The organism is Priestia sp. Y58, assembly GCF_029522095.1.
Lineage (GTDB): Bacteria > Bacillota > Bacilli > Bacillales > Bacillaceae_H > Priestia > Priestia megaterium_E.
On the sequence record NZ_JAKWFL010000006.1, the window covers coordinates 135261 to 150796 of the forward strand.

14 protein-coding genes are annotated in these 15536 nt (G+C 39.5%); 1 reads left to right on the plus strand and 13 read right to left on the minus strand.

The window, feature by feature from the left end; translation table 11 throughout:
* Window positions 1–32: 32 nt before the first annotated feature.
* The 13 genes from hisD to uvrB form a co-directional block, all read right to left on the minus strand.
* The gene (gene hisD, locus MMB68_RS18760) at window positions 33–1301 is read right to left on the minus strand and encodes a histidinol dehydrogenase (protein WP_264408671.1); all 1269 of its coding nucleotides are present in this window, start codon (window positions 1299–1301) and stop codon (window positions 33–35) included.
* A 15-nt stretch (window positions 1302–1316) separates the two neighbouring features.
* Complete coding sequence (gene hisG / locus MMB68_RS18765; RefSeq protein ID WP_013059721.1) at window positions 1317–1949, minus strand: ATP phosphoribosyltransferase; 633 nt, start codon at window positions 1947–1949, stop codon at window positions 1317–1319.
* Window positions 1949–3130, minus strand: a complete 1182-nt coding sequence (locus MMB68_RS18770; protein WP_043977360.1) for an ATP phosphoribosyltransferase regulatory subunit — start codon at window positions 3128–3130, stop codon at window positions 1949–1951. Before MMB68_RS18770 ends, hisG begins: the two co-directional genes overlap by 1 nt.
* Before the next feature lie 183 nt (window positions 3131–3313).
* Window positions 3314–3841 carry an acyltransferase gene (locus MMB68_RS18775; RefSeq protein ID WP_144633527.1) on the minus strand — a complete coding sequence of 176 codons (528 nt, stop codon included), beginning with the start codon at window positions 3839–3841 and terminating at the stop codon, window positions 3314–3316.
* Window positions 3838–4485, minus strand: a complete 648-nt coding sequence (gene ppaX / locus MMB68_RS18780; RefSeq protein WP_071269862.1) for a pyrophosphatase PpaX — start codon at window positions 4483–4485, stop codon at window positions 3838–3840. Before ppaX ends, MMB68_RS18775 begins: the two co-directional genes overlap by 4 nt.
* A 60-nt stretch (window positions 4486–4545) precedes the next feature.
* Entirely contained in the window at window positions 4546–5379 is an 834-nt protein-coding gene (gene lgt, locus MMB68_RS18785) for a prolipoprotein diacylglyceryl transferase (RefSeq protein WP_221785834.1), read from the minus strand.
* Between the two features lie 16 nt (window positions 5380–5395).
* A complete protein-coding gene (gene hprK, locus MMB68_RS18790) occupies window positions 5396–6331 on the minus strand; it encodes an HPr(Ser) kinase/phosphatase (RefSeq protein WP_013085404.1) in 936 nt (311 codons plus the stop codon).
* 191 nt (window positions 6332–6522) lie between these two features.
* A complete protein-coding gene (locus MMB68_RS18795) occupies window positions 6523–6888 on the minus strand; it encodes a phage holin family protein (RefSeq protein ID WP_221785835.1) in 366 nt (121 codons plus the stop codon).
* A 2-nt stretch (window positions 6889–6890) separates the two neighbouring features.
* Entirely contained in the window at window positions 6891–7085 is a 195-nt protein-coding gene (locus tag MMB68_RS18800; protein ID WP_013059728.1) for a PspC domain-containing protein, read from the minus strand.
* A gap of 41 nt (window positions 7086–7126) precedes the next feature.
* Window positions 7127–8218, minus strand: a complete 1092-nt coding sequence (locus MMB68_RS18805) for a DUF4097 family beta strand repeat-containing protein (RefSeq protein WP_057244835.1) — start codon at window positions 8216–8218, stop codon at window positions 7127–7129.
* Between the two features lie 39 nt (window positions 8219–8257).
* Window positions 8258–8569, minus strand: a complete 312-nt coding sequence (locus tag MMB68_RS18810; protein ID WP_221785836.1) for a hypothetical protein — start codon at window positions 8567–8569, stop codon at window positions 8258–8260.
* 87 nt (window positions 8570–8656) lie between these two features.
* On the minus strand, window positions 8657–11533 hold the full coding sequence (uvrA, locus tag MMB68_RS18815) for an excinuclease ABC subunit UvrA (protein WP_277549248.1): 2877 nt from the start codon (window positions 11531–11533) through the stop codon (window positions 8657–8659).
* A 6-nt stretch (window positions 11534–11539) separates the two neighbouring features.
* Complete coding sequence (gene uvrB, locus MMB68_RS18820) at window positions 11540–13519, minus strand: excinuclease ABC subunit UvrB (RefSeq protein ID WP_055991626.1); 1980 nt, start codon at window positions 13517–13519, stop codon at window positions 11540–11542.
* Between the two features lie 336 nt (window positions 13520–13855).
* Between uvrB and MMB68_RS18825 the strand changes: the two genes are divergently transcribed.
* Complete coding sequence (locus tag MMB68_RS18825) at window positions 13856–15517, plus strand: sigma-54 interaction domain-containing protein (protein WP_277549249.1); 1662 nt, start codon at window positions 13856–13858, stop codon at window positions 15515–15517.
* Window positions 15518–15536: the final 19 nt, after the last annotated feature.

Here is a 15536-nt window from a genome sequence, read left to right on the forward strand (position 1 = left end):
AACATTTCTACTCTTTTCTTTTAATCTCCACCTTATTTTTTAAAGCGTTCTTCAACCGCCCTTGCATGAGCTTCTAGCCCTTCTAAACGAGCAAACGCTGCGATTTTCGAGACATTTTTCTGCAGGGCTTGTTGGCTGTATGAAATGATACTAGACTTCTTCACAAATGAATCAACTGATAAAGGACTTGAGAATTTCGCTGTCCCATTGGTTGGAAGAACATGGTTTGGGCCCGCGAAATAATCGCCAACAGGTTCTGAGCTGTATCTTCCTAGAAAAATAGCACCGGCATGACGAATGGAACCTAAAAGTTCAAGCGGACTTTCAGTCATAATTTCTAAATGCTCAGGAGCTAATTGATTAACAGCTTCAACCGCTTCTTCTAATGACCCTGTCACATAAATAGCACCATGGTTATCAATAGAAGGTTTTGCAATTTCTTTACGAGGTAAAGATTCTACTTGTCTTTCTACTTCTTCTTTAACAGCTTCGGCTAATTTCATAGAAGGCGTTACTAAAATGCTTGAAGCTAATTTGTCATGTTCTGCTTGAGACAATAAATCAGCTGCCACTTCGTTCGGCTTAGCCGTTTCGTCTGCTAGTACGACAATTTCACTAGGTCCAGCAATTGAGTCAATGTCTACTAATCCATATACTTCTCTTTTCGCTAATGCAACAAAGATATTACCAGGCCCTACAATTTTATCGACAGGTTTAATTGTTTCTGTTCCATAGGCAAGTGCTCCTATCGCTTGAGCTCCCCCTACTTTATAAATCTCTTCGACCCCAAGCTCATTCGCTGCTACCACTACTCCAGCAGGCAGCGCGCCGTCTTTTCCTGGAGGTGAAACCATCACAATACGTTTTACCCCTGCCACTTGCGCAGGAATAACATTCATTAAAACGGAAGAAGGATACGCCGCAAGGCCTCCCGGTACATAAACACCTACTGCATCTAAAGGCGTTACTTTCTGACCTAAAATGGTGCCGTCTTCTTTTGTTGTCATCCAAGACTGCTCGACCATTCTTTCGTGGTAATCACGAATGTTGTCAGCCGCTTCACGAATGATTGACAGCATATCTGCATCAACCAGCTCATAAGCACGCTTCTTTTCTTGTTCTGTCACAAGTAAAGAAGAAAGCTCAACGCCGTCAAATTGTGCTGTATACCTTTTTAAAGCTTCGTCTTTTTGCTCTTGCACCTGCTTTAAAATATTTACGACAATTTCTCTTTGAGCACTCGTCCCTTGATCAATCGTACGTTTTAAGCTCACTTGTTCTGTTACACGTGTAATTTTCAATGTATGTCACCTCTTTTATACAGGTTGAACCACTTGGGCTAAACGATTCACTAAATCATCAATTCGTTCGTCTTTTAAACGATAGCTCACAGGGTTCACAATCAAACGCGATGTAATATCTTCAATGTGCTCCAATTCAACAAGTCCGTTCTCTTTTAGTGTTTGTCCCGTTGATACAATATCAACGATCCGATCAGCCAGGCCGATTAAAGGCGCTAATTCAATGGAACCATTCAATTTAATAATTTCTACTTGCTCTCCTTGCTCCCTGAAATAAGTAGACGCTACATTTGGATATTTGGTTGCCACTTTTTGAGCAATTTCTGATTTTTTAGCATTAGGCAAACCGGCAACGGCCAGATGACATTTACTAATATTTAAATCCAACAGCTCATAGACATCTCGTTCTTCTTCTAACATTACGTCTTTACCTGCAATACCAAGATCCGCTACCCCGTATTCTACGTAAGTAGTAACGTCCATTGGTTTTGCTAAAATAAAGCGCATGTTCTCTTCAGGAATGTCTACAATCAGCTTGCGCGAATCGTCAAATTCTGGCGGCAATTGAAAGTCTGCTTGACGCAAAAGTTCAGCTGCTTCTTCAAAAATACGTCCTTTTGGCATTGCAATTGTTAATAGTTCACTCATTATTGTCCCCCCTTGCCTCGTTTTCCAATTAGAAACGTGACTTCTTCAAACTGTGCAGTAAATACATCAACATCATCAACGCCTGCAATCTCCTGAGTCACTACCCGATATCCTTGCTTGCGCTGTTCAGCAGCTAAAGCTAATGCCTCATCTAAACGCTCCTGGCTATATAATATGCCGTATACTGCTGAAGGCTCATATACTTCTTCGCCCAGCGCTTCAATTAAGCGGTCGAGCTGAATTCCAAATCCTGTAGCTGGTGTTTTAGACGCAAATTTTTCAAGAAGCTGGTCATAACGTCCTCCATTACCGATATGGAAACCAACGTTTTCAGCAAAGACTTCAAATAAAATACCTGTGTAATAGCTCATATGACTGACTAAGTTAAAATCAATTTTAATCTCATCCGTTACACCGTACGCATCAAGCATATTCCATAGCTTTTTCAAATCACCTGCTGCTTTTTTACCAGCTTCGTTTTCAACTAGTTCAACCGCTTCTTCAATCTTCTTTTCATCTCCGCGCAGGTTAAGCAGCTGAAGGAGACGCTGTTTATCAATAGAAGATAGATTCAAATCTTTTACATGATTACGATAACCCACGTAATTTTTCTCATATAAAAAGCGGCGAAGCACGTTAGCACGTTCTTCATTTCCGACAATTTCTAAAAAAAGCGAATTAACAAACCCTATGTGGCCAATTGCCACTTTAAATGATTTAAGTCCCGCTCTTTTTAATGCGCCGATCATGAGAGCAATGACTTCAGCATCGCTGCTCATCGTAGCATCTCCAATTAGCTCAACGCCTATTTGTTCAAACTCCGCCGGGCGGCCGCCCTCACGCTGCTGAGCTCGGAATACATTTGCTTCATAAGCTAAGCGCAAAGGAGAATTATTTAAAAGTTTTGAAGCGGCCACACGTGCAAATGGCGTTGTTACATCCGGTCGCAGCACAAGCGTATGCCCTTCTTTATCTAAAAGTTTAAACAATTGTTGATCTAAAATAGCTGATGCGCTTCCTACCGTCTCGTAATATTCCACCGTAGGCGTTGCCATATATTGATAGCCCCAGCTGCTGATTTCATCTGCCAGCTGATTGCGAACTTGTTTTTTTCTTTCAAAAAGAGCTGGCAGGGTATCTCTCATTCCAAGGGGTTTTTCAAACATAAATAACTTTGACATTCCGACACGTCCTTTAAGCTTGATTTTATCTATTAAGGAACCATTGATAGGTTGTTTTTACTTTATCACGCTAATGTATTAGCGAAATAACAAATTAAAGTTATTGATAGTTTACACCCGATAAAGTCAGCCGTCAACCGCCAGCTGTTCAAATTTACAAAAAAAACCACAGCTTAGTTCTTGCTAAGTTGTGGCTTTAGGTTCTGCTTCCCTGCGCTTTTCCATTTCTTCTTTTGTATAGATGACACGCATAGGGTTACCTCCAACAAAGAAACCGGGTGCTACATCTTTATGAACCACCGTTCCAGCTGCTACAACCGCTTCATTGCCGATTGTTACACCTGGAAGGATGGTGCTATTTGCTCCAATCATCACTTCATCCCCAATGATGACATCTCCAAGACGATATTCCGTTATCAGATATTCATGAGCGAGAATAGTCGTATTGTATCCAATGACCGTATTGCGTCCTACTTGTATTTTTTCAGGAAACATAATATCGAGCATCACCATAAGGGCAAAGGATGTATGAGGCCCTACTTTCATCCCTAAGCACGTTTTATACAGCCAGTTTTTCATCGAAAGAAAAGGCGTATAGCGAGCGCATTGAATGATTAGGAAGTTGCGCACTACTTTCCAAAAAGGCACGGTCTTATAGACATGCCAAAGGGAATTAGCTCCTTTAACCGGATAGCGCGTCGTTTTTCTCACTGACGTTCTCCTTTTAATATATCAATTAAATCCGTCATATTTTCTAAAATAATATCAGGATTATAAGAAGCGATATGATCTCTTCCTTTTGCACTCCAAGCAACTCCAGCTGTTTTCGTATAAGCTCTTTGGCCAGAAACGATGTCGTGATGGTTATCTCCCACCATCAGTGCTTCTTCAGGTTTAGCATCAAGCAGCTTCAGTGCTTTTTCTACTGGCTCAGGATGCGGCTTTGCATTTGTTACGTCTTCAATTGCGACAATCGTATCAAAGAACTGGTCTAACTTTGTTAACTTAAGCCCCATCATGACCGTATTTCTTTGCTTTGTTGTGACAATACCTAATTTATAATTCTGCTCGTGCAGCCATTTAACTGTTTCAAGAACGCCTTCAAATTCTTTAACAAGCAAATCATGATTAGCTAGATTATGCGTGCGATACATCTCAATCATTTCGTTTACTTTCGTTTTATCCATTTCTACAAACGTGTCGTATAAAGGAGGTCCCATAAACTGTAAAATATCTTCACGAGTATATTGTTCAGGATAATAGTGATTAAGCGTATGAGTAAACGAGGCAATAATTAATTCATTGGTATCAATTAACGTACCGTCTAAATCAAACAAAACCGTATTAATCGTCATTATTCATTTCCTTCCCTTGCGTCAAATCAAGTTTGTGTAAATCTTGTAGCTTTTCTTCATTTACACCTTAGATTGTGCTTCTTCATTCTCTAAGTATTTCTGTTTACTCATTCCCGTCACGCGGCGGACAATAATTAAAATAATGGCTATTACAATCAGTACAAGTGAAACAACTTGAGCGATTCTGAGTGTATGCGTCAGCATTAAACTATCCGTGCGAAGCCCTTCTACAAAGAAGCGTCCAACTGAGTACCAGATTAAATAAGATAAGAAAATTTCTCCTTTTCGCAGACTGGTGCGGCGAAGTACCATCAACAGGATAAATCCGGCAAAATCCCATAATGATTCGTATAAAAACGTAGGATGATAATATGTACCGTTAATATACATTTGGTTAATAATAAAATTTGGAAGATGCAACCCTTCTAAAAAAGCACGGGTAACCGGCCCCCCGTGTGCCTCTTGATTCATAAAGTTGCCCCAGCGCCCAATGGCTTGGCCAAGGATTAAACTAGGCGCAGCAATATCAGCCAGCTTCCAAAATGAAATCTTTTTTACTTTCGAATATACAATGGCAGTTAATACGCCTCCGATTAAGCCACCATGAATGGCAATCCCACCTTGCCAAATCTGAGGTATTTCATTTAAATGCTTTGAATAGTATCCCCATTCAAAGGATACATAATAAATTCGTGCACAAATAATAGCTATTGGCACAGCAAATAAGATAAGATCAACAAATGTATCTTTTGATAAGCCTCTTCTTACGCTTTCTCTTGTCGCAATATAAAGACCTAATAGAACACCTGCACCGATAATTACGCCGTACCAGTAGACCGTTAGAGGGCCAATTTCAAGGAACACGCGATCTAACGGCTGAATAGTTGCTTCCACAAGTTAACACCCTTTCTTATAAATCTTCACGATCTCCTTCTTCAATTACATCTGTTAGACGCGCGGAAAATTGTTCTGCTGCGTTAATACCCATACGCTTTAAGCGGAAGTTCATTGCCGCCACTTCAATGATAACAGCTAAGTTTCGTCCCGGACGTACTGGCAATGTAATTTTTGTAACGTCTGTATCAATAATTTTCATTTTATCTTCTTCTAAACCAAGGCGATCATAATGTTTCTGCTGATCCCATGTCTCTAACTGAATAACAAGTGAAATTCGCTTATAGCTTCGTACAGCTCCTGCGCCGAATAGCGTCATCACATTGATGATCCCTAGTCCTCGAATTTCAAGCAAATGCTCGATTAAACCAGGCGCATTTCCTACAAGCGTGTCTTGATCTTCTTGACGGATTTCCACACAGTCATCGGCTACTAGACGATGTCCCCTCTTAACAAGCTCTAGAGCTGTTTCACTTTTACCAACGCCGCTTTTCCCCATGATTAATACACCAATTCCGTATATATCAACTAATACGCCGTGCATGGCAGTAGTAGGTGCTAGCCGGCTTTCAAGAAAATTCGTTAAATGGCTGGAAAGTCGCGTTGTTTTAAAGCTTGAACGCAGCACAGGAACTGATTCACGCTCTGAAGCTTCGATAAGTTCTTTCGGTACATCCATTTCGCGCGAAACAATGATAGCCGGCGTGATATCTGTACACATCTTTTCCATTCGAACTTTTTTTTGTTCATCATCTAATTGTTTAAAAAATGATAGTTCTGTTTTACCTAACAGCTGGATACGTTCTGCTGGGTAATATGTAAAATAACCTGCCATTTCAATACCTGGACGTGAAATATCACTTGTTGAAATAGGGCGGTCGATTCCTTCTTCTCCGCTAATAAGCTCTAATTTAAATTTCTCAATGATGTCTTTTGTACGTACTTTAACCACCGTGCATCCTCCTTTTATGAACAGTCATATATCTGTTCATGTCTACAGTATATCCAACTCTCGCTTTTATGTCGCGTTTGGTTCTACTAGCCATTTTATTTTATCATTAATACGGAAAGAAAAGAAAAAAAAGATGGCATAGGCTGCATCGCCTTACCATCTTTTTTAGAAAATTAAATATTGCAAGAAAGTTATCTTCTATTTTGAAGCGGTTCAACAATCACTCGTTGAATAAGCGCATTTAAAAGCGACATAATTACTGAGGCTAAAAGTGCTGTACCAAACCCGTCAATATTAAAAGAATCTCCCATAACACTTTGTGTAATCATCAGCGTAATGGCATTAATGACGAATAAAAACAGCCCAAGCGTAAGAAATGTCACCGGCAGGGTAAGTAAAACTAAAATTGGCTTAACAAACACGTTCAAAATAGATAGAATCAAGCTGGCGATAATAGCTGCACTGACTGATTCCAAGTGGAAAGTGTCGATATAACCTGCAATTACGATTAATACGAGGGCATTGATTAAAATACTAATGATTCCACGCAATAACATCTTTAGAAATCTCCTTCTTCATTTGGAACTAAAAACACAAAAATCATATATAAAATGACCGGAGTACCTACTGTAAAAAATAAACTGATGATAAACAATACGCGGAGTAGTGAAGCATCTATTCCGATATACTGAGAAATACCGCCGATAACACCCGCAAGCTTGCGATTTGTTCGCGAACGATACAACTTTCGCACGTTAATCATCTCCTTTGTTTTTTTACTAAAACAAGCGTTTTCTATTTTATAACAATTGAGCCCGTTTTGGATTCAGCTAACAATTTATAGCCTTTCGGCGAAGCGACATTTGCTTTGAAACGAAGTTGTTTCATCACCGTTTCTTTTTTCTCATCTACTATTTCCATCTCAGGAAGTGTACACGTAAAATTCCCAAAGTTAGATTTCAAATCTCCATCAACGGAGAGATGAGGCGGCGTATAGAGCGTAATGCTTCCTGTAGTCGTTTTGAAAAATGCTTTTTCAATGCGCTCTCCTTTTAAATACGTATCAATATCTCCGTTAAATGTCTGAACATCAATCTTTTTTGTATCTCCATCAAATTTAACCGTTCCATTGATTGTTTCAAGCTCACATTTCGAAGCGAGTATTCGAGAAAGTTCCATATGCCCGTTTGATGTCTCCATTTCAAGAGAATGGCTGTTCACATCGTAAAAGCGGATGGTACCATTAGCTGTTTTGGCTTTCAGGTCTCGTACGCTTAGTCTTTCCCCATCGATTGAACCATTAAACATACGGAGCTTGACGCGTTCATATTCCATTTCTGGAATATAAATAATCGCTTTCACCTTCATTTGCTTTTGCTGAATTGCAAAGCGCAATTTGCCATTTTCGATGGAAAATGCCGTATGCTGCAAGAAAGTGCGGCGCGCTTCATCCGAATTCTCTACTTTGTAGATAGCAGCTTCACATTCTATTCGTACTTCTGTACTCCCCCAAGGGCGGAGTTGAACGCTTCCATTTGCTAAATCTACGTCAATCTCTTGAATATATGCTTCTGATTGTTGAAAGATGTGCTGAACGTCAATCGAAGGACCAAAGTTAAAATCTAAATCTCCTTCTTTTACTTTTTTTACCGTTTGATCTACAAATGTAAATAATTTTTCCTTTAAAGAGCTTTGAGATGACTTAGAAGCGTACGTTTTTTTCTGTTTTCCTCCTACATAAGGGGATAGCTCAGCTTTATCAGGCGTAGCATAGGAAGAATCATTAGCTGAGTCTTTTTCCAGTGAATTTAGCAAAGTTAAAGCCTCATCTACGCTAAGTTTCCCTTCTTCTACCATCTGTAAAATTTGTTTGCGCTTTTCACTCATACGTTCCATCTCCTCTTTACGTTTTAGTCATTTAACTTTCTATCTGCTTAATATTTGTATCCCTTTTACAATATTCCATACAAACACAACAACATTAACTAAAGAAACAATAACTAAAGCTACAATTAAAAGAATAAATACCGTTCCACTAGAGCCAGTAAGAGCAGGAAGCAAGAAAAATAAGAATAAGATCGCTGTAGCGATAGGTAATAAATGTGACAAAAATGCAGTTTTTGCATGTTCCTTTACTTCTATGTTATGAACAACAAAATAAATAATAATAGGTAATAAAAATGGTGCAAAGAAAACGCTAAAATAATTTAAGGAAGATAGTATGCGATTTCCTTCCATAATAATCAGCTCCTTATATCATGTATTACGGTTTAATGAGTTAAAAAGTTTCATTCTTTATAAAAAAGACACCAATGCTGGTGTCTTTTAACGAGTTAATGCCTCTGCTTTTTCAACTTTTTTCTCCATACGCTTGCGGTCACGTTCTAAAATTGGCTTCAAATAATGACCCGTATAGGATTCTTTTACTTTTGACACTTCTTCTGGCGTACCCGTAGCCACAATTTGTCCGCCTTTATCTCCACCTTCAGGTCCTAAATCAAGCAGGTAATCAGCAGCTTTGATGACGTCTAAATTATGTTCGATCAATAGAACCGTATCTCCATTTTCAACTAAACGCTGGAGCACTTTTAATAATCGTGCAATATCATCGACATGAAGACCGGTAGTCGGTTCGTCTAAAATGTACAGCGTTCTTCCTGTTGAGCGGCGGTGAAGCTCTGAAGCTAACTTTACACGCTGTGCCTCTCCACCAGATAAAGTAGTAGCCGGCTGTCCAAGCGTGATATAGCCAAGTCCTACATCGTAAATTGTCTGCAGCTTGCGCTTAATCTTTGGAATATTTTCAAAGAAGTGAAGCGCGTCTTCAACGGTCATATCCAACACATCTGAAATATTTTGATCTTTGTATTTCACTTCTAAAGTTTCACGGTTATATCGTTTGCCGTGGCAGACTTCACAAGGGACGTATACATCTGGCAAGAAATGCATTTCAATTTTAATAATACCGTCTCCTCGACAAGCTTCACAGCGGCCGCCTTTCACGTTAAAGCTAAAACGACCTTTTTTATATCCACGCACTTTTGCTTCGTTTGTTTGGGCAAATACATCTCGGATGTCATCGAATACACCTGTATACGTTGCAGGGTTCGAACGAGGCGTACGGCCTATGGGAGACTGATCAATATCAATGACTTTATCTAAGTGTTCAATGCCTTTGATTTCTTTATGTTCTCCTGCTTTGCTTTTTGCTTTATGCAGCTTTTGCGCCAATGATTTATGAAGGATATCATTTACTAGCGTACTCTTACCTGATCCAGATACACCTGTAACAGCCGTGAACATACCTAACGGAAGCTTTGCTTTTACATTTTTTAAATTGTTTTCTTTTGCTCCTATAATTTCAATCATTCGATCTTTATCTATTGACCGTCTTTCCGCTGGAAGAGGAATAAACTTCTCTCCTGATAGATATTGACCCGTTAAAGAGTTTTCATCCTCCATCACTTCCTGAGGCGTACCTTGAGAAACAACAGCACCCCCGTGTACGCCAGCTCCTGGTCCGATATCAATTAAATAATCAGCTGCCATCATCGTATCTTCGTCATGTTCTACAACAATCAACGTATTTCCAATATCGCGCATATCTTGCATCGTGCGAATTAAGCGATCATTGTCACGCTGATGAAGACCGATAGAAGGTTCATCTAAAATATAAAGAACCCCCGTCAAACGAGAACCAATTTGAGTAGCTAAACGAATCCGCTGTGCTTCTCCTCCTGAGAGAGTTCCAGCAGAGCGGTTTAATGTTAAGTAATCAAGTCCCACGTTAATGAGAAAGCTTAGACGCTCACGAATTTCACGCAGTATCATATCCGCAATCTTCATGTCTTTTTCAGATAGGCTGAGACTTTCAAAAAAATCATATGCTTCTTTTACGGAGAAGCGGGTTGTATCTCCTATATGCTTTTCGTCAATAAGCACCGCTAAGCTTTCACGCTTTAAGCGATTTCCTTTACATTTTGGACAAGCTTGCTGAGCCATGTACTTTTCCATTTGCTCACGGATATAATCTGAACTTGTTTCATGATAACGGCGCTCTACGTTCCGAAGCACGCCTTCAAATTCGATATGATTTTCTCTTACTTGGCCAAAATCATTTTCATAGCGAAAGTAAATTTTTTCTTTACCGCTGCCATATAATACTTTATCAAATAAATGTTCCGGGATATCTCGCACCGGCACGTCCATATCGATGCCGTAATGTGTACATACGGCTTCAAGCAGCTGCGGATAGTATTGAGAACTTGTTGGCTCCCAAGGTGCAATTGCGTGCTGACGAAGCGTTAAGTCATAGTTAGGAATAACTAAATCTTTATCCACTTCCAATTTCGTTCCTAACCCGTCACACGTTGGACACGCCCCGTACGGACTATTAAATGAAAACATGCGGGGCTCAAGTTCTCCAATGGAGAAACCACATTTTGGACAAGCATGATGCTCACTAAAAAGCAGTTCTTCTTCACCTATCACATCAATAATTACTTTCCCTTCTCCAAGGCGAAGAGCTGATTCCAAAGAGTCCGACAAACGAGCGGCTACACCTTTTTTTACAACAACGCGATCAATCACTACTTCAATGGAGTGCTTTTTGTTTTTTTCCAGTTCAATTTCTTCTGTTATTTCACGCATTTCTCCGTCTACTCGAATGCGAACGTACCCTTCCTTTTTAATATCTTCTAACACTTTTACATGGGTACCTTTTCGTCCAGATACCACAGGTGCCAGTACTTGAAGTTTTGTGCGTTCAGGGTATTCTAAAATTCTATCTACCATTTGCTCAATCGTTTGAGATGTAATTTCAATTCCATGATTAGGACAAATCGGCTTTCCTACACGAGCAAACAAAAGGCGCAAATAGTCATAGATTTCGGTCACAGTTCCGACGGTTGAACGAGGATTTCGGCTCGTTGTTTTTTGATCGATTGAAATAGCAGGCGACAATCCTTCGATTGAATCTACATCGGGCTTATCCATTTGACCTAAAAACTGTCTTGCATATGCCGAAAGCGACTCGACATAACGTCTTTGTCCTTCTGCATAGATTGTATCAAAAGCCAAAGAAGATTTACCAGAACCTGATAACCCTGTTAATACCACTAATTTGTCTCGCGGGATTTCAATATCGATATTTTTCAAATTGTGGGCTCGTGCACCTTTTACCACGATTTTTTCCATCGCCATGTTTTATCACCCTTCCGCTTTTAATTCTAGAATCAAGTCACGAAGCTCAGCTGCGCGTTCAAAGTTAAGCGCTTTGGCTGCTTCTTTCATTTCTTGTTCCATTTCTTCTACGAGCTTTGCTTTTTCTTTTTTGTTGAGCTTATCAAATGCCGGTGCTTCTTCATACGTTTCTGTATCTTCTGCTACTACTGTTGCACGAATTGAGCCTCGAACTTCTTTTTGAATCGTTGTCGGTGTAATACCATGCTCTTCATTGTAAGCTTCTTGAATACTTCTACGACGCTTGGTCTCATTGATAGCAATGTCCATGGAGTTTGTGATGCGATCTGCATACATAATGACATGTCCATTAGCATTTCGCGCAGCACGTCCGATGGTTTGAATAAGCGATCGTTCTGAACGCAAGAATCCTTCTTTGTCGGCATCTAATATGGTTACTAACGAAACTTCCGGAATATCTAAACCTTCACGAAGTAAGTTAATTCCTACAAGCACATCATATTTTCCAAGCCGCAGCTCTCGGATAATTTCAATACGCTCGAGCGTCTTCACCTCAGAGTGAAGGTATTGAACTTTAATGCCAATTTCTTTTAAGTAGTTCGTTAAATCCTCAGACATTTTCTTTGTTAACGTCGTAACGAGCACTCGTTCATTTCGCTTAATCCGGTCGTGAATTTCTCCAATTAAATCATCAATCTGTCCTTCAATTGGTCGAACTTCAATATTTGGATCCAATAATCCCGTTGGACGGATAATTTGTTCAATCACATCAGGTGCCTTCTCAAGTTCGTAAGGACCTGGTGTTGCAGAAACATGAACAATTTGGTTAATATGCTGTTCAAATTCATCAAATTTAAGCGGGCGGTTATCTAATGCAGACGGCAGGCGGAAACCATGGTCTACTAATACTTGTTTACGCGCTTGGTCTCCATTATACATTCCTCTAACTTGAGGAATCGTAACGTGTGATTCATCCACAACAAGAAGGAAATCTTCCGGGAAGAAGTCCAGCAGTGTATAAGGTGTAGAACCAGCTGGACGAAGCGTTAAATGACGAGAGTAGTTCTCGATTCCCGAACAAAAGCCCATCTCTCTCATCATTTCTAGATCGTAGCGCGTGCGCTGCTCCAAGCGCTGCGCTTCTAAAAGCTTTCCTGCTTCTTTTAGCTTCTCTAGCTGTTCTTCTAATTCTTTTTCAATGTTTTGAATAGCAACACGCATTTTTTCTTCTCTCGTGACAAAGTGGGATGCCGGGAAGATAGCTACATGTTCACGATCTCCAATAATTTCTCCTGTTAGAGCGTCAACTTCTCGAATGCGGTCAATTTCATCTCCGAAAAACTCGACGCGAATACAGTGTTCATCTCGAGATACAGGAAAAATCTCCACAACATCGCCGCGAACGCGAAACGTTCCGCGCTTAAAGTCAATATCGTTTCTTTCGTACTGTACATCCACTAGCGTACGAAGCAGCTGATTCCGCTCTTTTTCCATTCCTACTCGAAGAGATACGACCATTTCTTTGTATTCTTCCGGAGACCCTAATCCATAAATACAGGACACGCTGGCAATAATAATGACATCTTTTCGTTCAAAAAGAGCAGAAGTTGCCGAGTGCCGAAGTTTATCAATTTCATCATTAATGCTTGCATCTTTTTCAATAAATGTATCTGTTTGAGGTACATAAGCTTCAGGCTGATAGTAATCGTAGTAACTGACAAAGTATTCAACTGCGTTATTAGGGAAAAACTCTTTAAACTCACTGTACAATTGACCAGCAAGCGTTTTGTTATGAGCCATAATTAATGTCGGCTTATTTATTTCCTTAATAACATTAGACATGGTGAAGGTTTTTCCCGTTCCTGTAGCACCTAACAAAACTTGATGCTGCTTACCTTCTTTAATTCCTTTCACAATCTTTTCAATTGCCTTTGGCTGATCACCTTGCGGTTGATATGGGGATACTAATTCAAACTGATCTTTCAAATGAAGGCCTCCGTTTCCATTTTCTTGTTTTATCTATTTTTTATTACGATATGTAAAAACCGAAAACACGAACTGATATTCGTATTTTATCACTTTATAATCATAAATGAAACTAATGAGTATTAATCTTATATAGTGTTTGTTTGTTTTTATTTTTTACCCTGTTACTTTATTACCCACTAAATTCTTATACTACCCTTTTCGAAGGGAATACAACTCTTTGGATGAAAGCAATAAAAGAAAGTAAGCTGCGTAATTGTTTGAAAAAGATAGGCTTTTGCGCCAATTTCTAAATTATGATACAGTATAAAAAATATGTACTGAGAGGGGTTTAGTATGGCAAGCGTTGATCAAGTTCTTATAAATAACTCCTTTATAACAGTTGAAGAATCAACTTCTTTAGCTAAAGTGAAATCTGAACTTTCAAACTATGACTTCGTTGTAGTCACAGCAAGTACCTTTTATGTAATACAAAAAGATGAACGATACCTGTTAACGGGTCATGACGAGGCATCTTCCATAAAAAAAGTAATAACGGATACAAATTGGCCTTCATCTTCTACTTCTACGTTAGCCAATTTACAAGCCAACACAAACTGGAACAGACCAGTCCTCATTCAAGCAGAAAACCAAGAAACCACAATAGGACTTGTAACACCTTCACAGTGGATTACACATTTGCATAGCCAAAATGAGATATTAGCTTCCTATTTTGATACATTGGCAGAAACCATTAATGATGCAGTGACAGCGGTCGATAATGAAGGAAATGTAATCTTGTGGAACACTGCTGCGGAACATACGTATAAGATTCAGAGAGATGATATTATGGGTAGAAAAATCGGAGAGCATTTCAAAGATGAATCAATCATTCTACATACGATTCTAAATGAAGGGCGCCCTGTACGCGGAACGTATCATCGTCCTAATGAACAAACTCACGTGCTCATCAATGCATCTCCTATTATAAGAAACAATCGAGTCATAGGTGGAGTCGCAACTGAACACGACATTACCAATATTGTAAGATTAAATGAAGAAATTGATGTGTCTCTTCTCATTCCAAAAGATAATCCATTTTCTTCTTTCGCGGGTATCAGTCCTGAAATTAAGCAAGCCGTTGACATTGCCAAAAAAGTGGCATCTACAGATATGCCTATTTTATTAACAGGAGAACCTGGTTCTGGGAAAGAAATGCTGGCTCAGGCCATCCACTACGGGGGATCTAAACATAAAGAACCTTTTTTATCTTTAAATTGCGCCACTATTCCATCGGGACTCCTGGAAATTGAGCTCTTTGGTCATCAAAAAGATGTCTTTTCAGAAGATCCAACAACCATTGCGGGAAAACTGGAGCAGGCTCACAACGGGACTTTATTTATTGAAGAAATTGATAAAATGCCTCTTGAAATTCAAGTTAAGTTTCTCCGTTACTTGGAAGAACGATCCTTTTATCACGTTGGAGGCACGGAAGAAATTCAAGTTCAAACCCGAATTATAGCCTCTACCACGACGCCTTTGGAAGAGTTGCTAAAAGCCGGTGAATTCCATGAAAATCTTTACTATCTGCTGACCGTCATCAACATTATTATTCCGCCGCTTCGAGACCATAAAGAAGACATCGAAGCATTGACTCAGCAATTTGTACAGGAATTCAGCAAGAAGTATAAAAAGAAGGCTCCTTTCATTAGCTCTGAAGTTCTCGAAGCCTTTATGCAATACGATTGGCCAGGCAATATTCGCGAGCTGAGAAATACGATTGAACGAATGATTTTTCTAAGCGATCAGTCGTTGATTACCCTTACGCACCTACCTGACAATCTGAAAGATGCAAGTTCTTTCACAGAAGTTCAAAAAGAAGAAGAGTCTCTTCAAGAAGCTAGGCTAATAGAAGAGACTCTTCAAAAAACCTATGGAAATAAAAGTGCAGCAGCAGATCTGCTTGGCATTTCACGCGGCACCCTTTATAACAAAATCAAAGAATACGGATTAAACTAATTAAAAAATTCGACACGAA

What these genes read in the sequence shown, in the direction of transcription:
- hisG (WP_013059721.1), bottom strand. Translation starts at nt 1,949, where the DNA reads ATGAGTGAACTATTAACAATTGCAATGCCAAAAGGACGTATTTTTGAA.
- MMB68_RS18770 (WP_043977360.1), bottom strand. Translation starts at nt 3,130, where the DNA reads ATGTCAAAGTTATTTATGTTTGAAAAACCCCTTGGAATGAGAGATACC.
- MMB68_RS18795 (WP_221785835.1), bottom strand. Translation starts at nt 6,888, where the DNA reads ATGTTATTGCGTGGAATCATTAGTATTTTAATCAATGCCCTCGTATTA.
- ppaX (WP_071269862.1), bottom strand. Translation starts at nt 4,485, where the DNA reads ATGACGATTAATACGGTTTTGTTTGATTTAGACGGTACGTTAATTGAT.
- uvrA (WP_277549248.1), bottom strand. Translation starts at nt 11,533, where the DNA reads ATGGCGATGGAAAAAATCGTGGTAAAAGGTGCACGAGCCCACAATTTG.
- MMB68_RS18805 (WP_057244835.1), bottom strand. Translation starts at nt 8,218, where the DNA reads ATGAGTGAAAAGCGCAAACAAATTTTACAGATGGTAGAAGAAGGGAAA.
- MMB68_RS18825 (WP_277549249.1), top strand. Translation starts at nt 13,856, where the DNA reads ATGGCAAGCGTTGATCAAGTTCTTATAAATAACTCCTTTATAACAGTT.
- MMB68_RS18810 (WP_221785836.1), bottom strand. Translation starts at nt 8,569, where the DNA reads ATGGAAGGAAATCGCATACTATCTTCCTTAAATTATTTTAGCGTTTTC.